Genomic DNA, 21,918 nt, shown 5'->3' with positions numbered 1-21,918 from the left:
TCACGATTGCATAGATCTACGTCGATGCGGTGAACGATACTTGTCTTATCAACTATTTGAATTTATCAGGGCAGGCGTACGTGCGGTACCGGGTCGTCGCGCCTCCCGGCGTTCGATCCAGCTCAGGGTCGGGGTCGTCATCAGGGTGGTGACCAGCGCGACTAGGACCAGCACGGTGAACAGGGCCGGGTTCACGATGCCCGCCTCCAGCCCGACGTTCAGCGCAATGAGCTGCATCAGGCCGCGGGCGTTCATCAGCGCGCCGACCCGCAGCGCGACACCCGAGGGCTCCCGGCGGAGCCGGGCCGCCGCCCAGCAGGCACCGAACTTGCCGACGATCGCCGCCGTCACGCAGGCCACCGTGAAGAGCAGCACCGGCAGGGAGGAGAGCAGCCCGAACTCCGTACGCAAACCGGAGTAGGTGAAGAACAGCGGCAGGAACAGGGTCGCCGCGACCGGGGTCAGGGTGTCCACCACCCTGTCGGTGTTCTCGGTGCGGGGCATCACCACGCCGACCGCGAAGGCGCCGAAGACCGCGTACAGCCCGATCTCATCGGTGTACCAGGCGACCAGGAAGAGCAGGGCGACCGTGCCGAGCAGCCGGGCCCGGTCGTTGAGGCCGCGGTGGGTCATCAGCGCGGTGGCGACCCCACGCCCGCCTAGCCAGAGCAGCAGTCCGAAGATCAGCGCTCCGCCGGCGGTGACGATCGCGGGACCGGCCCGGCCGGAGGCGAAGGCCAGCACGACGGCCAGCATGATCCAGGCGACCATGTCGTCGATCGCGCCACTGGCCAGGGAGAGGGTGCCGTGCCGGGTGCCGGCGTCCCCGCGTTCGGTGATGATCCGGGCCAGCATCGGGAAGGCGGTGATGGCCAGGGCGACCCCGACGAACGCGGCCGAGACCCCGAGGGAGGTGCCGTCGGCCCGGATCGGCACGGCGTCGGCTGTCACCAGGACCAGCAGCACCCCCAGCAGCAGCGGCGCGGTGACCCCGGCCAGTGAGATCACCCCGGCGGTGCCGGCGAGCCCGGTGACCCGGTGGGTGCTGAACGCGTACCCGGCCTGGAACATGAACAGCACCAGGCCGACCTGGCCCACGACATAGAGGATCGGCAGCAGGGGGGCCGGGAACAGGGCGTTCTGCACCTCCGGCAGGACCAGCCCGAGCAGCGACGGGCCGAGTAGTACCCCGGCCAGCATCTCGCTGACCACGGCGGGTTGGCCCGCCTTGCCGAGCAGCCAGGCGACCCCTTTGCAGAAGATCAGGATCACGGTGACCGCGATGAAGAACCGTGGCGCCAGCTCCGTTGGGGTCATCGGACCGCCTCCTCGAAGTAGGTGGTGCACAACCGCTTCCGTCGGGCGTCGACGACCATCCAGGTGCCGAACGCCAGTTGCCGGACACTGCGACCCACGTCGGCCCACCGGTCCCGCTGCCGCATGGCGGCCAGCCGAAGCCACCCCGGCCCGGGGAATCCGACCGGGGTCAGATAAGCCGGACCCCGGCTGGGCAGCGACCGGGTGTGTGCGGCCGAGGAGGCCAGGACGTGCCGGCGCAGCACCTCGCGGGTCGCGGCGCGCATCATCACCGGCGCGACACCACGGGCCGGACAGGCCCGGTTGGCGGTGACCCCGTACGGGATGAAATGCACCTCGCCGCGCTTGAGCGTCAGCCACCGGTCGGGGTCGAATCGGTCGTCGCCGGCGGCTCCGCCCCGGTGGAACGCCAGGTAGTTGAAGAGCAGTACCGTTCCGGCGGGCAGCGACACCCCGGTGGGCAGGGTGATCGGTGCCGAGGTGATCCGGTGCGCGATGCCGAAGAGCGGATGCACCCGCAGGGTCTCGTCGATCACCCGGTCCAGGGCGTCGTCATCGTCGAGTCCCCGCTGGATCTCGGGATGGGTGGCCAGGGCCAGCAGCACATGGGCCATCGCCTCGGACATCTGCACGACCGCCGTGGTGAAGAAGGCACCGTGCAGGTACCAGGCCGTTTCCTGGGCGGTGAACGGCGGCGGCAGGGTCACCGGGCAGGTGCCGGCCTGGATCCGGTCGTGCAGATACCTGGTCAGCCGGTCGCGTCGCCGCATGTGCCGCAGGCTGGTGCACTTCAGTGCACTGGCCACATCGGCGGCGTTGGCCACGATCAACGCCCGGGCGTGCGGGGGACATCTCTCGCCGAAGACGAGTTCGTAGTAGACCTCGGCCCAGACCGGCATCATCAGATCACGCAGCCGTACGTGGCTGATCCGGTCGGTCGGTAACCGGTCGAGCACCCGCCGGGTGGCGGCGGTCGCCAGGTCGTCGCAGCGCTGACGGCGTACGGCTAGCACCCGCCGGGTGGTGGCGGCCACGGTGCGGTAGCGCTCGCCCGGCTCCAGATGCTCCTGGTGCATGTGGGGTCCGGGGGCCAGCCAGTACCAGAACAGGTCCGACAACCCGGCCCCCCGGCTGCGGCCGTCCGCCGCCGGATCCGAGTACACCCGCTCGAAATGCTCCATGCCGACGGTAGGGCCCGGCACGGCAACGCCTTCGCCGCCGTTGACTGTGACGAACACCCACTCCCGCAGCCGGACCACCGTGGGGGGCAGCCAGTACGGGATCGTCCAGGCCCCACCGATCCCGGCCAGGAGAGTCAGGGCGGTCCGGACGCTCATCGGCATGCCACCGTGGCGACCAGGTCACTGCTCAGGTCGGCCGGCCCGCTGGCACCGACCAGCGCCAACGCCCGGTCCAGGTCGGCGTGGAGCAGGTCCAGCACGTGGCGTACCCCGGCGGCGCCGCCCACCGCCAGCCCCCAGAGCACCGGGCGGCCGATCAGTACGGCGGTCGCGCCGAGCGCCAGCGCCACCAGGATGTCGGTGCCCCGACGGATGCCGCCGTCGAGCAGCACCGGCAGCCGCCCCGCCACGGCCTCGACGACTGCGGGCAAGGCGTCCAGGGTGGCCAGGGTCCCGTCGAGTTGCCGGCCCCCGTGGTTGGAGACCAGCACACCGTCGACGCCGTGCGAGACGGCCAGGGCCGCATCCGCGGGATGCAGCACTCCCTTCAGCAGGATCGGCAGCGCGGTGACCTCGCGCAGCCAGCCGATCCGTGCCCAGTCCAGCCCGGCGTCCATCTCGATGTCGCGCACCCGGCCGCTGGCGTCGCGCATGTTCTCGCAGGTCAACCCGGGCGGCAGGTCGAGGAAACGGTGCCGCAGGTCGCGATCCCGCCGACCGAACACGGGCGAGTCGACCGTGACGACCAGGGCGGTGCAGCCGGCGGCCTCCGCCCGCCGCACCACGGCGGCGGTGAAGTCGAGGTCCGGCTGCGGGTAGAGCTGGAACCACAGCGGCCCGCCGGCGGCGGCGATCTCCTCGACCGGCCGGGTGGCCGCCATGCTGACCACCATGATCGTGCCGGCCTCGGCGGCGGCGTGTGCGGTGGCCACCTCGCCTGCGGGGTGGGCCAGCCGGTGGAAGGCGGTCGGCGCGATCAGCACCGGCATGGAGATCCGACTGCCGAGCAGCGAGATCCGCAGGTCCCGGCGGCCCACCCCGCGCAGGACGCGGGGCACCACACAGCGCCGGGCGAAGGCCGCCTCGTTGGCGCGGACCGTACGCTCCTGCTCGGCCCCACCGGCGAAGAAGTCCCAGTGCACCGGGTCCAGGCGACGCCGCGCGTCATCGGCCAACTCGGCCAGGTTCAGCGCTGCGCCCTCCAGCAGCGGCATCTCAACCCTCGACACTGCTCAGGCAGCGGTCGAGGAAGGCGACCAGCGGCGCGACGTGAACCTCCGGCCGGTCCCACCGGTTCTCCAGGTTCTCCGCCAGGTGGTGGGTGGCGACGACCTGACCCGCCCGGTGGTGGCGGACGACCGGATGCAGGTACGCGGCGTCGTGGGCCTGGCCGACGACATCCTGCGCGACCCGGCTGACGGTGACGTCGAACGGATCCACCTGGTCATGCTCTGGGCCGTACTCCAGCGTGACGACGAAGGCGTGCGGGTAGTCGTGGTCGGCGGTGCGCAGGCCGGTGTGGGTGACGTATTCGACCGGCACCTCCTCGTGGTAGCGCGCGTCGGATCCGGCCACGGTCACCACATCGGCGAGGAAGCCGAACTGCTGCCACAGGGCGGAGGTGCGGTTGACCCGCCCGATGATGGCGTCCGCGATCAGCTCAGGGGTGGCGTCCAGCTTCTCCGCCGGCCACGGGGTGTCATGGTGGCGGGCGTGGAGAACCCGGTGCAGGGCCCGCACGGCGTACCGGAAACCGTGGATGAACCCGCTGGTGGAGCGTTTGAAGTCCCGCTCCTGGGTGATGGTGCCGGCGAAATAGAGGCCGGGCACGTTCACCGATTCCCACTGCGGGGTCTGCGCCGGAAAGCGGTCCCTGATCGCTAGTGCCGGGCGGCAGGTGTCGTCGAAGATCGAGGCGTCGAAGGCGAACCCGGTGCAGGCCAGCACCCGGTCGTACCACAGCTCCTTGACCACCTCGTCCGCGCGGGAGAACGAGAAGGTCACCTTGAAGCCGGCGCCGTCGCGCTCGATGCGTTTGATGTCGCCGTCCAGGATCGCGTTGGCCGACTTCAGCTGGTACGTGTCCAGGAAGTTGTTGTTCACCGCCCGCAGGTGCCCCACGTAGTGGGTCCGCCAGGCCATCCGGATCGAACTGGGTCCCGCGATGTGGATCAGGGTGGTGGTCTCCATCAGGTTGTCCGCGGTCTCGAAGGCGGAGTTCCCCTTGCCGATGATCAGCACCTTCTGGTCCAGATAGTCGCGCGGGTCCACGGACATCTCCGCGTACTGTTCGGCCAGTTCCAGCCCGGGAATCGGCGGCCGGTACGGCTGGGAGACCCCGGTGGCGACGATGAGCCGGCGCGCCCGGAAGACCTCCTCCCCCGCCCGGACCTCGAACACTGCGTCGGTCTTGCGGACCGAGGTCACCCGGGAGTTGTACCTAACCCGCACCCCCGTCTTCGCGGCGAAGTCCGCCAGATAGCGGACCATCACCTCGGCGTCCGGGAAGTACCGTTCGGTGTAGCTGGTGAACCGCAGCGCCGGGTCGTCGCTGAGCAGCGAGTTCCAGTCCAGCCGCAGGTTGAGCTCGGGGTCCTCCGAGCCGGTGTGCGGCTTGTTGATGGAGATCAGTTGCCGGTGGCGGGGAAAGGTGACGAAGAAGGCCCCGGGGATCTCCGCCTGTTCCAGGACCAGATAGTCACCCCTGCCATCGGCCTCCAGCAGAGCGGCCAGTTGCAGGCCGGCCGGCCCGGCCCCGACGATCAGGTAGTCGAGCGTCATTGCACCCACCCCTCAGGAAAGACGATCGGAGAAATCCGCGACGACCTCGGCGGCGCGCCGCACGTCATCGCTCAACGGCCGGTCCGGATCGATCACCGGTACGGCCGTAGCCAGCGCGGCCAGGATCTCGGCGCAACCGGACGCGGTCGGCGTACGCGCACCGACGTGTGCGGCCTGGCGCAGCCCCACCGCCAGCGACCCGACGATGAGGTGCAGCAGCCGGGCCTGGTCCAGCGCCCGTAACGCGGCCTGGGTGCCGAGCGGAATGACATCCTGGTTGTGCAGGTTGGTCGGCAGGCTCTGCATGCTCGCGGGCATGACGTCCCGGCGGATCTCGGCGATCAGAGCGGTCGCCGCCAGTTGCACGCCCTGAAGCCCGTGCTGCTGGCCCGGACCGGCGGCCAGCATCGGCGGCAGACCACCGTTGCGGTTCGGGTCGACCAGCAGATCCAGTTGCCGTTCGGCCAGGTTGCCCACCTGGGCCACGACCATCGACAGCAGGTCGGCGGCGAACGCCGCCGGCTGTCCGAAGAAGTTCCCGCCGTGTACGACGAGGTCCTCGTCGGGAAAGAACAAGGGATTGTCGGTGACCCCGACTAGGTCGGCCGCGATGACCGAGTCGACGTAGCGCAGGGCGTCCTCGGCCGCGCCGAGCAGCTGCGGTGAACAGCGGATGCTGTACGGCTCCTGAAGTGGGCGTCTGCCGGACGGCACCAGCCCCGCACTGACCCGCCGCATGTGGACGCCCACCCCGATCGCCCCCGGATGGCCGTACGCCTGCAGCAGCCGGGCATCGAGAAACTGCGGGTCACTGCCCAGCAGGTCGGCCAGCAGGCAGGTGAGCACCTGGACACTGCGGTGCGCGGAGCGGACCTCCTCCAGCGCGAGTGCCGTCGCCGCCGTGGTCAGGGAGGTGCCGTTGACCAGGGCCAAGGCGTCCCTGCCGTCCAGCGGCAGCGGTTCCAGACCGGCCCGGGCGAGCGCCTCGGCCGCGGGCAGCCGTACCCCGTCCAGATAGGCGTGACCCCGACCCCGTAACGCCTGGGCGGCCGCCCCGAGCGGGATCAGGTCACCGCTGGCCCCGACCGAACCCAGCCGGGGCACCGCAGGCACGAAGGTGGTCGCCAGCATCGCCGCCAGCGCGTCGATGACGTGCGGGGACACCCCCGACGCGCCCCGGGCCAGCGACCCGGCCCGCAGCAGCAGGGTCGCCCGGACCACCTCGGCATCCAGTTCCGGGCCCTGACCGGCACCGAGGTGGGCGAGGGTGTTGTCGGCCTGGTCCCGCAGGTCGGCGCGGCCCGCGTACCCCACCAGGGCACCGAAACCGGTCGTGGCGCCGTACACCGCGCGGTCGTCGCCGAGCACCTCGGACAGGAAGGTACGGCCGGCCGCGACCCGGTCCCGAAGGTGCGGCCCGACCACGATGGTGATGGGGTCGCGGGCGGCGCGCAGATCGGCGATCCGCAGCGGGACCGCGAGGTCCACCTTTGTCGTCATGCGAACGCACCCTAGAGACGAATTCTCAGAACCCTCTGAAATCGGATCGCTAAATTGCGCCGCATGACGCTCGATTACCTGATCATTGGAGCCGGACCGGCCGGGCTACAGCTCGCTCACCTGCTCGAGCGCGACGGCCGTGACCATCTGGTCCTGGAGGCCGGCCCGGCACCGGGCACCTTCTTCACCACCTATCCCCGGCACCGACAACTCATCTCCATCAACAAGGTCTGGACCGGTTCCGACGATCCGGAGTTCAACCTGCGCGCCGACTGGAACTCCCTCCTCAGCGACGACCCGGCACTGCTGTTCAAGAACTACAGCGGGCGGTACTTCCCGGACGCCGCGGACCTGGTGCGCTACCTGGCCGACTTCGCCCGCGACCTGCCGGTCAGGTACGACACCCGGGTCACCCGGATCGCGCGCGACGGCGACCTGTTCACCGTCGATGCCGGGGACGACACCCTCACCGCCCGCCGGGTGGTCGTCGCCACCGGCGTGTCCCAGCTGTACGTCCCGCCGATCGAGGGCGCCGAGCTCGCCGAACGGTACGACACCGTCAGCGTCGACCCGGAGGACTTCACCAACCAGCGGGTCCTCATCATCGGCAAGGGCAACTCGGCCTTCGAGACCGCCGACGCCCTCATCGAGACGGCCGCGGTCATCCATGTCGCCGGTCCACACTCGATCAAGCTGGCGTGGCAGTCGCACTACGTCGGGCACCTGCGGGCGGTCAACAACAACTTCCTCGACACGTACCAGCTCAAGTCGCAGAACGCGGTCCTCGACGGCACCGTCGAGCGGATCGCCCGACGCGACGACGGCGGCTACCGGATCGACTTCCGGTACGCCCGCAGCGTCGAGGCGATCCGGCAGATCGACTACGACCGGGTCATTCTCTGCACCGGATTCCGCTTCGACGCCAGCATCTTCGACCCCTCCGCCCGGCCACGGCTGGTCATCAACGACCGCTTCCCCGAGCAGACCTCGGCGTACGAGGCGGTCAACGTACCCGGCCTGTACTTCGCCGGCACCCTAACCCAGCAACGCGACTTCAAGCGCTCCACCAGCGGATTCATCCACGGCTTCCGGTACGGGGTGCGGGCCCTGCACCGGATTCTCCACGCCCGCCACCACGACACCCCCTGGCCGGCCGCGACCCTGGAGGCCACCCCGGAGGCGATCGCCGACGCGGTCATCGCCCGGATCAACCGCACCTCCGCGCTGTGGCAGCAGTTCGCCGTCCTCGGCGATGTCGTCGTCATCTCCGACGAGGACACCGCGCGCTATCACGAGGAGGTACCGGTCGGGTACCTGCACGACGGCGGCCTGGGTCCGCAACCCTTCGCGTTCGTGATCACCCTGGAGTACGGACCGGACCATGACCAGGTCGACCCCTTCGACATCACCGTGCCCCGGATCGCCGAGAACGACGCCGCGCACGCCCACGACGCCAGCTACCTGCACCCGGTCGTACGGGTCCACCGCGACGGCAAGATCGTCGCAGTGCACCACCTGGCGGAGAACCTCGAGAACCACTGGAACCTGCCGGAGGTGCACCACCAGCCGCTGGTGCTCTTCATCAAAGGCGTACTCTCCGATGCCGGTTGACCTCTGGCCGCAGCCGGTGTTGGACCTGCTCGCCGTCGGTGACGACCGGCCGGTCTTCGAAGACGGCGACCGGACCGTCACCGCGGCCCAGATGCACCGTCTGGTCCGTCGCATCGCCGCCGGGCTGCGCGCCGCCGGGGCCGGCCCCGGCGTCGGGGTGGCCCTGCGGCTCGGCGTCACCGCGGAGGCCTTCGCGGCGACCATCGCGGCCTTCGCGGTCGGCGCCCGGGTCTCCGGGATCCGCCCCGACCTGACACCGGCCCACCACGCCTGGCACCTCGGCGAGAACACCCTGCTGGTCGACGACGCCCGGGTCGCCACCCTGGCCCGCGCCCCCGACGACGGAACCCCGCTGATCGCCGCCGGACACCCCCACGAGATCGCCCGGATCGTCTGGACCAGCGGCAGCACCGGCAACCCCAAGGGCTGCGCCCAGACGTACGCGGCGATGAGCGCGGCCTGGGCACCGTACCCGGACCGGTGGCCCCCGCCGATCGCCGACCTGGCCCCCCGCCTGGCGCGGTATCTGGTCTTCGGTTCGCTCAGCAGCCAGGTGATGCTGGAGTACGCCATCCTCACCCTGGCCGCGGGCGGCACCCTGGTCGCGGCCCGGCCCCCCGGTTTCCCCGGCATGATCGCCCGACATCGGGCGACCGCGAGCGTGATCACCGTGGGCAAGCTGTATCAACTCGTGCACGACCAGCGCACCGATCCGGTCGACCTGAGCAGCCTGCGGGCCCTGGTGGTCTCCGGCTCCCCACTGGCACCGGGCCGACTCGCCGAGGCCCTCGAGGTACTCGGCCCGGTGATCTTCCACGGCTACGGCCAGACCGAAACCGGCATGATCACGATGGTGACGCCGACCGAGATGCTGGCCTCCCCCGCCGCACTCGCCTCGGTCGGCCGCCCACCCCCGGTCACCGAACTGTCCATCCGGGACCCCGACGGCCAACCCGCCGCCGAGGGAGAACTCTTCGTGCGGACACCCGCCCAGGCCACCGCCTACTGGACGGACCCGGTCGAAACCGCCGAGGTCTTCGTCGACGGCTGGGTGCGCACCCGTGACCTGGCCCGACTGGACAGCGACGGCTACCTGCACCTGCTCGGCCGGACCCGGGAGGTCATCATCGTGCACGCCAACCTGGTGTACGCCGGCCCCATCGAACGAGTGCTCGCCGCTGACCCCACGGTCGCCGAGGCCTACGTCGTCGGCCGTCCCGATGACGCCACCGGAGAAGCGGTACACGCCTACGTGGTGCCGGCCGCCGGTCACACACCGGACGCCGGACGGCTGCGCGCCCTGGTGGCGGCGGCCCTGGGAGAGCCGTCGGCTCCGCAGACGATCCAGTCGATCGATCGAGTCCCGTTGGGACCCAGCGGTAAGCCGGACAAGCGCGCCCTGGCACGCATGACGCTCAGGTGACCGTTCTCCGACTGTCGCCTCGACCTGCTCACGTCCGGTCAGACGAAAGTGAACAAGCGTGCCTGCGACAGCCGCCGCGCGGGCACCGGCGCGGCGACGAGCCGGTGCATGGCCACCCGGAACCCGGCATCGGCGGGCCCGGTGAAAGCCACCGGCAACACGTCACGCCTGTCACCAAGCCATTCCCTCTCCACCCGGCCATCGTGGCGCACCCCCGGCAACACCGTCGACCACGATCTCGGTGGCGCCCGAACAACATCTGCCGTCTCCAGATCCTTGCCAGTGGCCGCCAGACTGGGTGAATGCGCCGCGGCCATGAACCCGAGGAATTTCCGCTCCGCCAGGCTGCACTGGACCTGGTCGAGGACAGCCCCGAGGGGCGCTCTCTCAGAAGGAAACTCGACGCCTTCGACGAACTCGATGAACCGGCGAAGAAGAAGGCTGCCCAGGACATCCGCGAAGACATCGCCGACATCGTCGCCCGTGCGATCACGGAAGAGCACCACCGCACTCTGATGCTGGATGCCCTCGTCACCTTCCGGAACGACCCCAACCTCTCCCCCTCCGATCCTGCGGAGATAGCGGACCGGCACCCAGTTGTGGCCCAGACCCTGGACATCGCGCAGGACATCCTCGTGGAACTGGGGAAGGAGATGTTGATCGAGGCGTTGTTCCCCGGCGCGCATCTGCTCCTCCCACCCCACGACTTCGTCGAAAGCCTCTTCACGGCCGTGGAGATGCTCGAGGTCGCGGAAGACCCGGCGGAGTCGCTGTGGTGGTGAGGTGGCCGCACACGCTAAATCGGTTGCCACCGATGGCGCGTTTTGCGAGGTTGAGGGCGTGATCGCCGACGCCGTACCCGTGCCGGTTCGCCGCCTCGTTGACGCGGCGCTGGTACGGCGGCTGGTGGCGAGCCAGTTCCCGCAGTGGGCCGATCTGCCCGTTCGGCCAGTGCCGCGCGGCTGGGACAACCAGACCTTCCGGTTGGGTGAGCGACTGTCGGTACGACTGCCCACCGCCCAGGAGTACGCCCTGGCGGTCGACAAGGAACACCGATGGCTGCCGGTGCTCGCGCCGCAACTGCCGCTGCCGGTGCCCAGGCCGGTGACGCGCGGAGTCCCCGCCCACGGGTACCGCTTCGACTGGTCGGTCTACGAGTGGATCGACGGGGAACCCGCCAACCTCGACAGCATCGGCGACCTGACCGGGTTCGCGAAAGATCTGGCCGCGTTCCTCGTCGCGCTGCGCCGCGTCGATCCGACCAGGGGGCCGCAGCCCGGACTTCACAACTGGTTTCGTGGCGGGCCGCTGCGCGTCTACGACCCTCAGGTCCGCCGGGCGGTCGAGAAACTGGACCACCGGATACCCCGCGACATCATCACCGAGATCTGGCAGTCGGCACTCACGGCGACCTGGGACGGCCGACCGGTGTGGTTCCACGGCGACGTGGCCCCGGGCAACCTTTTGATCCTCAACGGCGCGCTCGCCGCCGTCATCGACTTCGGCACCTGCGGGGTGGGCGACCCGGCCTGCGATGCGGCGATCGCCTGGACCCTGCTGTCCGGTCCGAGCCGCGAGGCCTTCCGCGCCCGGCTCGATGTCGATGCGGCGACCTGGGCCCGCGGACGGGCCTGGGCCCTGTGGAAGACCCTGATCGCGTACGCCGGCGCACTGCACGACGACCGGGCCGTGACCGCAGCGGCCCACCGCGTCATCGACGACATCGTCTCCGAGTACGCGACGCCAGGGCGCTGACCCGAGCGCCGGTGCAGGTTCTCCCCACCCCACCGGAGGTGCAGACCGCGCACACAGCACCCCCGCAGCGCCGGCGGCTACGGCCCTGGCTGCGGATCCGAACAGTCAGATGAGTCCCTGAACGAGCATGGCTTCGGCGACCCGGAGGAAGCCGTTGATGTTCGCCCCGGCCATGTAGTTGCCGGGCATCCCGTACTCCTCCGCGGTCTCAAAGCAGCGGGCGTGGATGTCCTGCATGATCTGCTGGAGCCGCTGCTCGGAGTAGCTGAACGTCCAGGAGTCGCGGCTGGCATTCTGCTGCATCTCCAAGGCGCTGGCGGCCACGCCGCCGGCATTGGCGGCCTTGCCCGGGGCGAAACGTACTCCGGCCTCGGTGAAGACCCGGATGCCGTCGGGCGTCGTCGGCATGTTCGCGCCCTCCACCACCGCGATGCAGCCGTTAGCGACAAGGGCGGCGGCGTCCGCGCCACTTACCTCGTTCTGCGTGGCGCAGGGTAGGGCGACCTCGCAGGGCACCTCCCACACCCTGCGCCCGGGGACGAAGGTCGCGTGTTGTCGAACCTCGGCGTAGTCGCTGATCCGGCCGCGCTGCACCTCCTTGATCTGCTTGAGCACCTCGACGTCGATGCCCTTCTCGTCCACCACGTAACCGGAGGAGTCCGCGCACGCCACCGCCACACCACCGAGCTGCTGGACCTTCTCGATGGCGTAGATCGCCACATTGCCGGAGCCGGAGACCACCACCCGCTTGCCGTCGAGCCCGCCTCCGGCGGCCCGCAACATCTCCTCGGCGAAGAACACGCAGCCGTACCCGGTGGCCTCCCGACGCACCTGGGCGCCGCCGTACGCGAGCCCCTTGCCGGTCAGCACCCCGGACTCGTACCGGTTGGTGACGCGCTTGTACTGGCCGAACAGGTAACCGATCTCGCGTGCGCCCACCCCGATGTCACCGGCCGGCACGTCGGTGTACTCGCCGATGTGCCGGTACAGCTCGGTCATGAAGCTCTGGCAGAAGCGCATCACCTCGCGATCCGAGCGACCCTTGGGATCGAAGTCCGCGCCGCCCTTGCCCCCACCGATCGGCATACCGGTCAAAGCATTCTTGAAGATCTGCTCGAAGCCGAGGAACTTCACGATGCCCAGATACACCGACGGATGGAACCGCAGGCCACCCTTGTACGGGCCCAGGGCACTGTTGTACTCCACCCGGAACCCGCGGTTGACGTGCACCTCGCCACGGTCGTCCTCCCACGGCACCCGGAAGATCACCTGCCGCTCCGGTTCGCAGATCCGCTCGATGATCTTCGCCTTGGCGTACTCCGGGTGCCGGACGAGCGCTGGACGAATGCTGTCCAGCACCTCGCGGACCGCTTGGTGGAACTCCTCCTCGCCGGGGTTGCGTCGGATCACACCGGTCAGAACGGCCTCGAACTTCTCATGCGTCCACAAATAGCCCTCCAGGCATGCTTCATATACGAATTTCGCGCCAAAGACATCGAACGGGCCAGCGCGGCAGTCGTCCACACGTCGTAGGCCCTGGTCTCGGTGACAGCATATGGGCGTCGAGATCCACAGCGACGCGCATGCCCCTGCATCCTGGCATGTAGAACAGCACCCGACCAGCAGGTCCGCCGGACGATCGAGACACTGGACCACCGAATACCCCGCGACATCATGTGCGGGAAGCGCCCGGCACGACGCAGCAGCAGGCTGACACCGCGGCCGACCCGAGCATGATCACCTCGATCATCAGGACGTCATCGCGGTGTGACGCCGGGGCGTGACCATTGCGCGGTGGGGCGGCCGTTGAGACGCCAGGGGTGCCCGGTGACCCGCGGCCAGTCTTCAGGGGAGTTTTCCCAGTTCTCCTGCCGGCCGTACACCGTGAGGTCCAGGGCGTGGTAGGTGGTCATCAACGCCTCGACGCCCCGCCCGGTGGTCCAGTAGGTCTCGTAGACCTTGTCGCCGTCGCGCAGGTAGCACGCGATGAACCCGGAGCCACGACCGTCGGCCAGTGCCGGGTCGGAGTCTTTCGCCGAATACCAGGGGAACCGGTAGCCCATGAACTCCGCGAACGGGGCACTCTCGTCGTAGGGACCCTCGCAGAACACGGCGTAGGTGACGTCCCGAGCGTGCAGATAGTCCAGCGTCTGCATGTGACAGGTCGAGAAGGTGCACCCCTCACACTGCTGCTCGTACGGTTTGCCGTCGTGCCACATGTGGAAGTAGGCGATGAGCATCCGGCGGCCCTCGAACACCTCCACCAGCGGGGTGTCCCCGCCAGGGCCCCGCACCGTCACCGTCGGCATCAAGGTCATCGGCAGTTGACGACGAGCGGCTGCGATCGCGTCTCCTTCGCGGGTATGGGCCTTCTCCCGGGCCAGCAGTTCGTCGCGCTCGCGCAGCCAGGTCTCCCGGTCGACGACCCGGGGCGCGGCGGCGCTGGACGCGGGGGTTGCCGTCATGGCTGTCTCCCTCGTGCAGTGGGAATCGGTCACAGGTACAGACGACCGAGTCGGCGATCGTCATCGGTGACCGATGACGGATGGGCCCGCGGTCGTCAGTACGGTCGTGCGGACCACTCAGCCCCGGGGAAATCACATGTCCGACTCGCCTGATGAGCAGGCGGTCTGGCTTCAGCGCGCCTTCGACGAGCACCGGCGTGAGCTACATGTGCACTGCTACCGCCTCGCCGGGAACGTCCCCGACGCGGACGACCTGGTGCAGGAGACCTTCCTGCGTGCCTGGCGGGCTCGCGACCGCTTCGAGGGCCGGGCGTCGGCGCGCACCTGGTTCTACCGGATCGCCACGAACGTCTTCCTCGACAGCCGCAAGGCGGCCGGTCACCGGACGGTACCGTACGGTGATCCGCTGGAGTGGTCCACCGAGCTCGGTCCCTATCCCGACGCCCTGCTGGCCGACGATCCGCAGACCGGTCTCGCCGCCCGGGAGACCGTCGAGCTGGCCGTGATCGCAGCGCTCATGTACCTGCCGCCGCGGCAGCGGGCGGCCTTCGTGCTGCGCGACGTCCACGGCTGGACGCCGCAGGAGATCGCCGCCGCGCTCGACACCGCCGTAGCGGCCGTCAACAGCCTCCTCCAGCGGGCCCGCCACACCCTCCGGCGGCACGCTCCGTCGGACCCGAAGGACTGGCGCCGCCCGCAGCTCACCAGTGAGGACGAGGAGATCCTGCGCCGCTACGCCAACGCGAAGGACCCGGAGACGTTCCGGGCACTGCTCGCCGAGGACGTACGGATCACGATGCCGCCCGAGCCGCCGGTCGTCGGGATCGACGCGGCCGCGGAGTTCCTCGCCCGACCGCTCGACTGGCGTACGTTCCCCACCTCGGCCAACGGGCGCCCGGCACTGATCAACTACCTCCGCCGACCCGGCAGCCCACACTACGAGGCGCTGGTCGTCGACGTACTCCGGATCGAGAACGGGAAGATCGTAGCGAGCAACGCCTTCATCGGTGCCCGTCACGTCGCCGCCTTCGGCATGCCCGCCACGCTCGAGCCCTAGACGAGTAGGTCTCAAGCTGAGTGGCCGAGTCTGCGCTGGTAGTGGAATCGTCGGGCGCAGGCTTGGAATGTTCGTCGCCAGATTGACCAGCGCAGGGTGTGCTCTGGCGGTAGCGCCACGGCCGATCTCTGGCCTCTGCCGGTCTGGAACAGCTCCTCGATGCTCCAGGGGGAGCCGGCCACGGTCACGAGGATGTGTAGCGGCCGCCGGTACCCACCGGCGATCACGGCTGGGCATTCAACGTTCGGCTCACTGCCTCGGCCACCGCTTCGCCGTATGTCAGGGCGAGGTCGCGGCACAGGGTAGAGGCCGTCAGGGCGTACTCTTGGCCGCCCGGTTCGGTGATCGCGTACGCCGCGAGCTGGCACCCCAACGCCGCGGCCGTCTGGCTTGGCAGTCCACGCACGACGCCCGCGGCAAATCCGGCCCGGAACGCGTCCCCGCCACCGGTCGGGTCAACCACCCCCGCCACCGAGGCGGCCGGAACGTGTGCCTGAGCGCCGGCTGCCCGTATCAGCACACCGTCAGCGCCGCGGGTCGTCACCACCACGCCGCCCATCCCGTCGAGGTCGGCCTCCTCGATGTCCAGCTTGGTTCTCAGGAGTTCGTATTCGTACTCATTGGTGATCAGGTAGGCCGCCCCGGTCAGGAACTCGGCGATGTCCGTGCCGCTCATGGTGGCGAGTTGCTGCGAGGGATCGGCGATGAACGGGACGCCCCGGTCGCGGCAGGCACTGGCGTGGCGGCGCATGGCGACTGGGTCGTCCGGGCCGACGAGGACTAGGGCGACCGGGGCAGCGCCGAGCACCGCGCGGAGATCGATCGCGGCCGCCTCGGTCATCGCGCCAGGGTAGAAGGAGGCGATCTGGCACAGATCATCGTCGGTGGTACAGACGAACCGGGCTGTGTACGCGCTCTCACTGACCAGCACTGAGCCGCAGTCCACGCCGTGCCGTTCCAGCCACTGGCGGTAGTCGGCGAAGTCCGGGCCAACCGCGCCGACCAGTTCGGGGCGCAGGCCGAGCAGGCCCAATCCGTACGCGATATTGGCGGCCACCCCGCCGCGCCGTACGGTCAGCTCGTCGACGAGGAAGGAGAGTGACACCGTGTGGAGTTGGTCCGCGATGAGCTGGTCGGCGAAGCGACCCGGGAAGCTCATCAGGTGATCGGTGGCGATGGAGCCGGTCACGACGACGCGGGACACGGCGGTCATCCGGCCGCGTTCTTGAGGTCCTGGGCGCGGTCGGTGTTCTCCCACAGCAGCTCCGGCAGTTCGCGGCCGAAGTGGCCGTACGCCGCGGTCTGCTGATAGATCGGACGCAGCAGGTCCAGATCCCGGATGATCGCCGCCGGACGCAGATCGAACACCTCGTGGATGGCCTTCTCGATCCGCTCCACCGGTACGTGCTCCGTACCGAACGTCTCCACGAACAACGACACCGGGTGCGCCTTACCGATCGCATACGCAACCTGCGTTTCACACCGCTCCGCCAACCCCGCCGCGACCACGTTCTTCGCCACCCAACGCATCGCGTACGCCGCTGAGCGGTCGACCTTCGAGGGGTCCTTGCCGGAGAAGGCGCCACCGCCGTGCCGGGCGTACCCGCCGTAGGTGTCGACGATGATCTTCCGACCGGTCAGGCCGGCATCACCCATCGGGCCACCGATCTCGAAACGACCGGTCGGGTTGACCAGCAGCCGGTAGTCCGCAGTGTCGAGATTCAGACCTTCCAGCACCGGATGGATCACGTAGTCGCGCACGTCGGGAGTCAGCAGCGCCTCAAGTGAGACACCAGCGGCGTGCTGCGAGGACACCACCACCGTGTCGAGCCGCACGGGCCGCAGCCCGTCGTACTCGATGGTGACCTGGGTCTTGCCGTCCGGCCGCAGGTACGGAATCGTGCCGTCCTTACGCGCGGTCGACAGCCTCCAGGCCAGCCGGTGCGCCAGCGCGATCGGCAACGGCATCAGCTCCGGGGTCTCCGAGCAGGCGAAGCCGAACATCATGCCCTGGTCGCCGGCACCCTGGGCGTCGAGCGCATGCTCGGAGTTGCCCTCGCGCAGCTCGACCGCATTGTCCACGCCCTGGGCGATGTCGGGCGACTGCGAGCCGATCGAGACGCTGACGCCGCACGAGACGCCGTCGAAGCCCTTCTTGGACGAGTCGTAACCGATGGCCAGGATCGTCTCGCGCACGATGCTCGGAATGTCCGCGTACGCCTTGGTGGTCACCTCACCGGCCACGTGAACCTGGCCGGTCGTGATCAGGGTCTCCACCGCGACGCGGCTACGGGGGTCCTGCGCCAGCAGGGCGTCGAGAATGCCATCGCTGATCTGGTCGGCGATCTTGTCCGGGTGGCCTTCCGTGACCGACTCGGAGGTGAACAGACGTCCCATGGCTTCTCCTCGCTTCAGTCCTGCAGGCATCATCACTCGCACCGCTCGAGCAACGATGGAGCCCCAGGGGCGCCCGGTAGCGGACGTCGAGCGGTCTTCTAGGACCGCTCTTTAGCGTTCGGGACGATCCGCGACGTCGTTACCGAGACGGCCGTGTGCCGGTGCCTGCTGGCCGCGACCACCACCGCAGGGGGCCTGGCATGGAGATTCTGTACACCGCCGAAGCCACCGCGACCGGGGCCGGCAGGGAAGGCGAGGTCCGCACCTCGGACGGCGTCCTGCACGAGCGGCTGGAACTCCCGGTGAGGATGGGCGGCTCTGGTGGGCTGGCCGTCAATCCCGAGCAGCTCTTCGCCGCGGGATACGCGGCCTGCTTCCACAACGCGGTGCTCTGGTCCGCTCGCTCGGAGCGTATAGAGCCGTACGGCTCCTCGGTGACCGCCCGGGTCGGCATCGGCCGTCAGGGGCCAGGCTTCGGCCTGACCGTCGCCCTCCGAGTCGATCTGCCGGGCGTAGCCCGTGCCGTGGCGGAACGGATCGTCGCCGCCGCGCACCGTGGTTGCCCCTACTCCCGCGCGATCCAGGGCAACGTCGACGTCGACCTCGTCCTCATCGAGCACGACCACCAATCACTGTGACAGTCAAGAATCGGGTACGCCTGTGAACGAAGTGACACGCCGCGGGTTCCTCAGCGCCTCAGCGGCGGCCGGTGGGATGGCTGTCGGTGGGTTATGGCAGCCCGGGTCGGCTGCGGCCGGCGGGTGCGCGCCGTCGTTCGGGCCGGTGACGGTCCGGACCCGGGACCCGCGATACCAGGAGCTGACGACCCGTGCGTACAACGGACGCTTCGTGGGCCGCCCGGACGAGGTTCGCCTGGTCGGCTCGGCCGATCAGATCGTGCGGGCCGTCACCGACGCCGTACGGACCGGGAAACGTCTGGCGGTCCGCAGTGGCGGGCACTGCTTCGAGAACATCCCGGACGCCCCGGACGTTCGGATGGTCATCGATCTGTCGGAGATGAACGAGGTCTCGTTCGACCCCGTGCGGCGGGCGTTCGTCGTCGAAGCGGGCGCGACCCTGGGCCAGATCTACCGGAAGCTGTTCCTCGGCTGGGGGGTGACTCTGCCCGGGGGGACCTGCCCGACCGTGGGCGCGGGAGGCCACGTTGTCGGCGGCGGTTACGGCGCCCTGTCACACCGGTACGGCTCCGTCGTAGACCACCTCTACGCCGTCGAGGTGGTCGTGGTCGACCGCTCGGGCCAGGCGCGGAAAGTGGTGGCGACGCGCGAACCGGACGACCCGCACCGCGATCTGTGGTGGGCTCACACCGGTGGCGGTGGCGGTAACTTCGGCATCGTCAGCCGCTACTGGTTCCGTTCACCGCAGGCGCGGGGCAGTGATCCCGCACGCCTGCTGCCGAAGCCTCCGGTGACCCTGCGCCAGGCCAGCGTCTCGTGGCAGTGGGCGGACATCGACGAGGCGGCGTTCGCCCGGCTCATTCACAACTACACGACCTGGCATCGCGAGCATCCCGGCGCGGACCTGCACGCCGGGCTGAGCCTCCTGCACAGGGCAGCGGGCGAGATCCGGCTGGATGTCCAGCTCGATGAGGAGCAGCCGGGCGCCGAGCAGCTGATGGCCGGGTACATCGCCGCCATCGGCGCGGGGGTGCCCGCGACCCCGGCCACACAGGTCTTCACGTGGCCTTGGCTGCGGGCCACCACCTCGCTTTATCCGGGGCTCAGCGGGTACCGGATCAAGTCGAAGTCGGCGCTGCTGCGCCGGCCCTGGACAGACCAGCAGATCGCTGTGGTGCACCGGTACCTGCAGCAGGGCGGCGCCGAGCACTACCCTTCCGGCGCCTACCTCAGCACCTTCGGAGGGCAGATCAACGCGGTGCCGGCGAACGCCACCGCGATGGTCCATCGCGACGCGGCGTTCAGCTCGTTCTTCGAGACTGCCTGGTCGCTGCCGGAGGAGGACGAGCACCACCTCTCCTGGATCCGCGGCCTCTACCGCGACGTACACGCCGACACGGGTGGGGTGCCGGTCCCGGGCCCGGCCTACAGCGGAACGTTCGTCAACTACCTGGACGCGGACCTCGCGGATCCGGTCTGGAACACCTCCGGCACTCCTTGGCACGCGCTCTACTACCGCGAAAACTACCCGCGCCTGCAGCAGGTGAAGGCACGGTGGGATCCCCGCGGCGTCTTCCGGCACCTGCTGTCCGTCCGGCCGGCATGACGCGGCCTCAATCACTCAGCGAGGGACCTTCCATGGCCAGTGACACCACGCTCTATCTCGATCTCTTGAAGAAGGTCCTGACCAACGTCATCTACCGAGACGCCGCGCAGGAGGCCTCCTGGTTCTACCAGGGCCCCGGGTACCACGAGCACAGTCGGGTCAACGGCGAGGACTGGCCGTCCGTGGCGCACACCATGATCGGGCTCAAGCGGCTGGACAACCTCCAGTCCTGCATCGAACGGGTGCTGGCCGACGGCGTCGCCGGCGACCTGATCGAGACCGGGGTGTGGCGCGGCGGCGCCTCCATCTTCGCGCGTGCGGTGCTGCACGCTCACGAGGTCAAGGATCGCCGGGTGTGGGTGGCCGACTCCTTCGAGGGCATGCCGGTCACCGATGAGAGCAGCCATCCCGACGACCGCGACCTGGCGCTGCATCAGTACAACAGCCAGCTCGCCGTCTCGCTCGACGAGGTGAAGCGCAACTTCGAGAGTTACGGGCTGCTCGACGAGCAGGTCGTGTTCCTGAAGGGCTGGTTCCGCGACACCCTGCCGACGGCGCCGATCGACCAACTCGCGGTGCTGAGGCTCGACGGCGACCTGTACGAGTCCACCCGGGACGCCCTGGTGAACCTATACCCGAAGCTGTCGCCCGGCGGCTTCGTCATCATCGACGACTACGTCATCCCCGCCTGCCGGCTCGCGACGACGGAGTTCCGCGACCAGCACGGCATCACCGCCGAGCTGGTGACCATCGACGACAGCAGCGTGTACTGGCGCCGGGAAAGCTGAGACACCGGCGGCTCCGGCCGTGGTCGTCCGGATCGAAGAGCCGCACGTGCACGGCGCCGTTGCCCATCGACGCCTTCAGCCCGCCCGGCGTCCCCTCAACACTCCTCCGCATCGGGGCCACCATCACCCATCCGGCCTGTGGCTTCGCGGTCAGCGTCACGACAGCATGGCGGTACGTCCGAGAAGCCATCGACCTGCTCGCCGCGCACGCCGACGACCTGAACTCAGCGATGCGACGCATCAGCCGACTCGCGTACGCGATCCTCGACGGCACCCTGATCCCAATCGACCGGGTCGCAGACCAACGCCCGCGCTACTCCGGTAAGCACAAGCGCCACGGGGTGAACGTGCAGATCATCACGGGCTGCGAAGGGCGCCTGGTCTGGACTTCGCCTGCCCTACCCGGCGCGGTTCACAACGCGCCGTCGCCCACCCTCAAGGACTGGAAAGCCCTAGCCGAGCTCCGCTGCTGCCCCCGACGCGCCGCCGCGATCCTCCAGGCCATCCTCGTCCTGCACCACGTTCAGAGCGACTGAAGCCCACGATGAAAAGGGGCTCATTCTTCGCCAGCGGAACGTGCATGGAAAATTGGTCCTCTCCGACGCTTGACAGAACGCAAGGAATGCTGTCAAGCGTTCGATCACTCCGCAGGTCAGACGAGGAGCGAGCAACTGCCTTCGCTATTGACGCAGACATACCGTGAATAGCGAGAGATCATGAAGACCGGGACAGGTCGCGACGCTACCGACCCGGTTCCGACGCGAGCGTTGCCGGACGTCCGCCACACGATCGGCCGCCCACCGAGCGAACGTGCGTCCGGGTCGACCGGTTACCGCGCGTACCGCCGCGAATAAGGTCCGCGGTGATCTCCGGCCACCCTCGCGCAACATGTTCGCCCGCAGCTGTGCCGGGCAGTTCCTCGATCCGGTCTGCCTGCCGATGGCGTCACCGATCGCCCGGACCTGGTTCCGCTGGACCGCCTTCTCCACCGTGACGTACGGCCGGCCCGACAACGACAGCACCCCGGCCCTCTTCGCCAGGTCGGCGACCTCCTCGGTGACGGCGCACAACTCGGGCTGCGGATCGGCCACGGGTGTGCGGATCGCAGGCGTCGAGGAGGTGGCCCCGCGCATGGCTTCAGCGACGCGAAAGCGTGCCACGAACTTAAGAACCGGACACGACCACCGCATTTGACAAATCAGCGTTCATGCTGTCAGCGATTTGCACCCCAGAAGCAGTCAGCCGACCTACATGAACGCGATATCCACTCCGCATTAGAAGAACGGGTATCATTGCCACGACTCCCGTATATTTGGTAGCGTTTCTCCGCATCGACACCAACCCTGATGGGGATGCTTGCTGTGTTTCGCCTGGAGGGAGCGCCCGAGCGGACTGAACC

Annotated in this window: 19 protein-coding genes and 1 pseudogene; 10 read left to right on the top strand and 10 right to left on the bottom strand. The window is 69.1% G+C overall.

Going from position 1 to position 21,918, the window contains the following annotated elements:
• Nucleotides 1–48: 48 nt before the first annotated feature.
• The 5 genes from ACGFIK_RS14455 to hutH are packed head-to-tail and all read right to left on the bottom strand — an operon-like array spanning nt 49 to nt 6,779.
• Complete coding sequence (locus ACGFIK_RS14455; RefSeq protein WP_327026549.1) at nt 49–1,317, bottom strand: cation:proton antiporter; 1,269 nt, start codon at nt 1,315–1,317, stop codon at nt 49–51.
• Entirely contained in the window at nt 1,314–2,654 is a 1,341-nt protein-coding gene (locus ACGFIK_RS14450) for a cytochrome P450 (protein WP_393339616.1), read from the bottom strand. Before ACGFIK_RS14450 ends, ACGFIK_RS14455 begins: the two co-directional genes overlap by 4 nt.
• The gene (locus tag ACGFIK_RS14445; RefSeq protein WP_327026551.1) at nt 2,651–3,712 is read right to left on the bottom strand and encodes an alpha-hydroxy acid oxidase; all 1,062 of its coding nucleotides are present in this window, start codon (nt 3,710–3,712) and stop codon (nt 2,651–2,653) included. The genes ACGFIK_RS14450 and ACGFIK_RS14445 overlap by 4 nt, the downstream gene beginning before the upstream one ends.
• 1 nt (nt 3,713) lies before the next feature.
• A complete protein-coding gene (locus ACGFIK_RS14440; protein ID WP_393339612.1) occupies nt 3,714–5,279 on the bottom strand; it encodes an NAD(P)-binding domain-containing protein in 1,566 nt (521 codons plus the stop codon).
• A 12-nt stretch (nt 5,280–5,291) separates the two neighbouring features.
• Complete coding sequence (gene hutH, locus ACGFIK_RS14435) at nt 5,292–6,779, bottom strand: histidine ammonia-lyase (RefSeq protein WP_393339610.1); 1,488 nt, start codon at nt 6,777–6,779, stop codon at nt 5,292–5,294.
• Between the two features lie 63 nt (nt 6,780–6,842).
• Between hutH and ACGFIK_RS14430 the strand changes: the two genes are divergently transcribed.
• Nucleotides 6,843–8,390: an NAD(P)-binding domain-containing protein gene (locus ACGFIK_RS14430; protein WP_393339608.1), complete on the top strand. Its 1,548-nt coding sequence runs from the start codon at nt 6,843–6,845 to the stop codon at nt 8,388–8,390.
• The gene (locus ACGFIK_RS14425; RefSeq protein WP_393339605.1) at nt 8,380–9,813 is read left to right on the top strand and encodes a class I adenylate-forming enzyme family protein; all 1,434 of its coding nucleotides are present in this window, start codon (nt 8,380–8,382) and stop codon (nt 9,811–9,813) included. The genes ACGFIK_RS14430 and ACGFIK_RS14425 overlap by 11 nt, the downstream gene beginning before the upstream one ends.
• 38 nt (nt 9,814–9,851) lie before the next feature.
• Here ACGFIK_RS14425 and ACGFIK_RS14420 read toward each other — a convergent pair whose 3' ends face one another.
• Nucleotides 9,852–10,007, bottom strand: coding sequence for a hypothetical protein (locus ACGFIK_RS14420; protein ID WP_327026556.1), 156 nt, complete (start codon nt 10,005–10,007; stop codon nt 9,852–9,854).
• A gap of 108 nt (nt 10,008–10,115) precedes the next feature.
• Here ACGFIK_RS14420 and ACGFIK_RS14415 point away from each other — a divergent pair, with 108 nt between their 5' ends.
• Both ACGFIK_RS14415 and ACGFIK_RS14410 read left to right on the top strand, forming a co-directional pair.
• Complete coding sequence (locus tag ACGFIK_RS14415) at nt 10,116–10,595, top strand: hypothetical protein (RefSeq protein ID WP_327026557.1); 480 nt, start codon at nt 10,116–10,118, stop codon at nt 10,593–10,595.
• 58 nt (nt 10,596–10,653) lie between these two features.
• Nucleotides 10,654–11,568: an aminoglycoside phosphotransferase family protein gene (locus ACGFIK_RS14410; protein WP_327026558.1), complete on the top strand. Its 915-nt coding sequence runs from the start codon at nt 10,654–10,656 to the stop codon at nt 11,566–11,568.
• 105 nt (nt 11,569–11,673) lie between these two features.
• Here ACGFIK_RS14410 and gdhA read toward each other — a convergent pair whose 3' ends face one another.
• Together gdhA and ACGFIK_RS14400 are read right to left on the bottom strand one after the other, a co-directional pair.
• Nucleotides 11,674–13,017 (bottom strand): NADP-specific glutamate dehydrogenase, encoded by a 1,344-nt coding sequence (gdhA, locus tag ACGFIK_RS14405; protein WP_327026559.1) that lies wholly within the window; start codon nt 13,015–13,017, stop codon nt 11,674–11,676.
• A gap of 308 nt (nt 13,018–13,325) precedes the next feature.
• Nucleotides 13,326–14,033, bottom strand: a complete 708-nt coding sequence (locus ACGFIK_RS14400) for a DUF899 family protein (protein ID WP_327026560.1) — start codon at nt 14,031–14,033, stop codon at nt 13,326–13,328.
• Nucleotides 14,034–14,169: 136 nt separating this feature from the next.
• On the opposite strand from ACGFIK_RS14400, the gene ACGFIK_RS14395 reads away from it, so the two are divergent.
• The gene (locus tag ACGFIK_RS14395; RefSeq protein WP_327026561.1) at nt 14,170–15,090 is read left to right on the top strand and encodes an RNA polymerase subunit sigma-70; all 921 of its coding nucleotides are present in this window, start codon (nt 14,170–14,172) and stop codon (nt 15,088–15,090) included.
• A 223-nt stretch (nt 15,091–15,313) separates the two neighbouring features.
• On the opposite strand, the gene ACGFIK_RS14390 is transcribed toward ACGFIK_RS14395, so the two are convergent.
• Together ACGFIK_RS14390 and metK are read right to left on the bottom strand one after the other, a co-directional pair.
• Nucleotides 15,314–16,303 (bottom strand): carbohydrate kinase family protein, encoded by a 990-nt coding sequence (locus tag ACGFIK_RS14390; RefSeq protein ID WP_327026562.1) that lies wholly within the window; start codon nt 16,301–16,303, stop codon nt 15,314–15,316.
• On the bottom strand, nt 16,300–17,487 hold the full coding sequence (metK, locus tag ACGFIK_RS14385) for a methionine adenosyltransferase (RefSeq protein WP_327026563.1): 1,188 nt from the start codon (nt 17,485–17,487) through the stop codon (nt 16,300–16,302). The genes ACGFIK_RS14390 and metK overlap by 4 nt, the downstream gene beginning before the upstream one ends.
• Before the next feature lie 200 nt (nt 17,488–17,687).
• Between metK and ACGFIK_RS14380 the strand changes: the two genes are divergently transcribed.
• From ACGFIK_RS14380 to ACGFIK_RS14360, 5 genes and pseudogenes are all read left to right on the top strand, one after another.
• A complete protein-coding gene (locus ACGFIK_RS14380) occupies nt 17,688–18,125 on the top strand; it encodes an organic hydroperoxide resistance protein (RefSeq protein ID WP_327026564.1) in 438 nt (145 codons plus the stop codon).
• Complete coding sequence (locus ACGFIK_RS14375; protein WP_393339594.1) at nt 18,007–19,731, top strand: FAD-binding oxidoreductase; 1,725 nt, start codon at nt 18,007–18,009, stop codon at nt 19,729–19,731. The genes ACGFIK_RS14380 and ACGFIK_RS14375 overlap by 119 nt, the downstream gene beginning before the upstream one ends.
• Before the next feature lie 32 nt (nt 19,732–19,763).
• The gene (locus ACGFIK_RS14370) at nt 19,764–20,519 is read left to right on the top strand and encodes a TylF/MycF family methyltransferase (RefSeq protein WP_327026565.1); all 756 of its coding nucleotides are present in this window, start codon (nt 19,764–19,766) and stop codon (nt 20,517–20,519) included.
• Between the two features lie 104 nt (nt 20,520–20,623).
• Nucleotides 20,624–21,055, top strand: a pseudogene (locus ACGFIK_RS14365) (transposase family protein); the annotation flags it as partial.
• A gap of 352 nt (nt 21,056–21,407) precedes the next feature.
• The gene (locus ACGFIK_RS14360) at nt 21,408–21,713 is read left to right on the top strand and encodes a hypothetical protein (protein ID WP_327026566.1); all 306 of its coding nucleotides are present in this window, start codon (nt 21,408–21,410) and stop codon (nt 21,711–21,713) included.
• The last annotated feature ends 205 nt before the right edge of the window (nt 21,714–21,918 follow it).

This window comes from Micromonospora sp. NPDC048871 (assembly GCF_043198155.1).
Taxonomy (GTDB): domain Bacteria; phylum Actinomycetota; class Actinomycetes; order Mycobacteriales; family Micromonosporaceae; genus Micromonospora.
The sequence above is the reverse complement of the archived record's forward strand: the minus strand, read 5'-3'. Positions and strand labels throughout refer to the sequence as shown.

Bases quoted from the DNA above. Each gene is read 5' to 3' on its own strand.
- ACGFIK_RS14455 (WP_327026549.1), bottom strand. From the start codon at position 1,317: ATGACCCCAACGGAGCTGGCGCCACGGTTCTTCATCGCGGTCACCGTG.
- ACGFIK_RS14450 (WP_393339616.1), bottom strand. From the start codon at position 2,654: ATGAGCGTCCGGACCGCCCTGACTCTCCTGGCCGGGATCGGTGGGGCC.
- ACGFIK_RS14445 (WP_327026551.1), bottom strand. From the start codon at position 3,712: ATGCCGCTGCTGGAGGGCGCAGCGCTGAACCTGGCCGAGTTGGCCGAT.
- ACGFIK_RS14440 (WP_393339612.1), bottom strand. From the start codon at position 5,279: ATGACGCTCGACTACCTGATCGTCGGGGCCGGGCCGGCCGGCCTGCAA.
- hutH (WP_393339610.1), bottom strand. From the start codon at position 6,779: ATGACGACAAAGGTGGACCTCGCGGTCCCGCTGCGGATCGCCGATCTG.
- ACGFIK_RS14430 (WP_393339608.1), top strand. From the start codon at position 6,843: ATGACGCTCGATTACCTGATCATTGGAGCCGGACCGGCCGGGCTACAG.
- ACGFIK_RS14425 (WP_393339605.1), top strand. From the start codon at position 8,380: ATGCCGGTTGACCTCTGGCCGCAGCCGGTGTTGGACCTGCTCGCCGTC.
- ACGFIK_RS14415 (WP_327026557.1), top strand. From the start codon at position 10,116: ATGCGCCGCGGCCATGAACCCGAGGAATTTCCGCTCCGCCAGGCTGCA.
- ACGFIK_RS14400 (WP_327026560.1), bottom strand. From the start codon at position 14,033: ATGACGGCAACCCCCGCGTCCAGCGCCGCCGCGCCCCGGGTCGTCGAC.
- ACGFIK_RS14395 (WP_327026561.1), top strand. From the start codon at position 14,170: ATGTCCGACTCGCCTGATGAGCAGGCGGTCTGGCTTCAGCGCGCCTTC.
- ACGFIK_RS14390 (WP_327026562.1), bottom strand. From the start codon at position 16,303: ATGACCGCCGTGTCCCGCGTCGTCGTGACCGGCTCCATCGCCACCGAT.
- metK (WP_327026563.1), bottom strand. From the start codon at position 17,487: ATGGGACGTCTGTTCACCTCCGAGTCGGTCACGGAAGGCCACCCGGAC.
- ACGFIK_RS14380 (WP_327026564.1), top strand. From the start codon at position 17,688: ATGGAGATTCTGTACACCGCCGAAGCCACCGCGACCGGGGCCGGCAGG.
- ACGFIK_RS14370 (WP_327026565.1), top strand. From the start codon at position 19,764: ATGGCCAGTGACACCACGCTCTATCTCGATCTCTTGAAGAAGGTCCTG.
- ACGFIK_RS14360 (WP_327026566.1), top strand. From the start codon at position 21,408: ATGTTCGCCCGCAGCTGTGCCGGGCAGTTCCTCGATCCGGTCTGCCTG.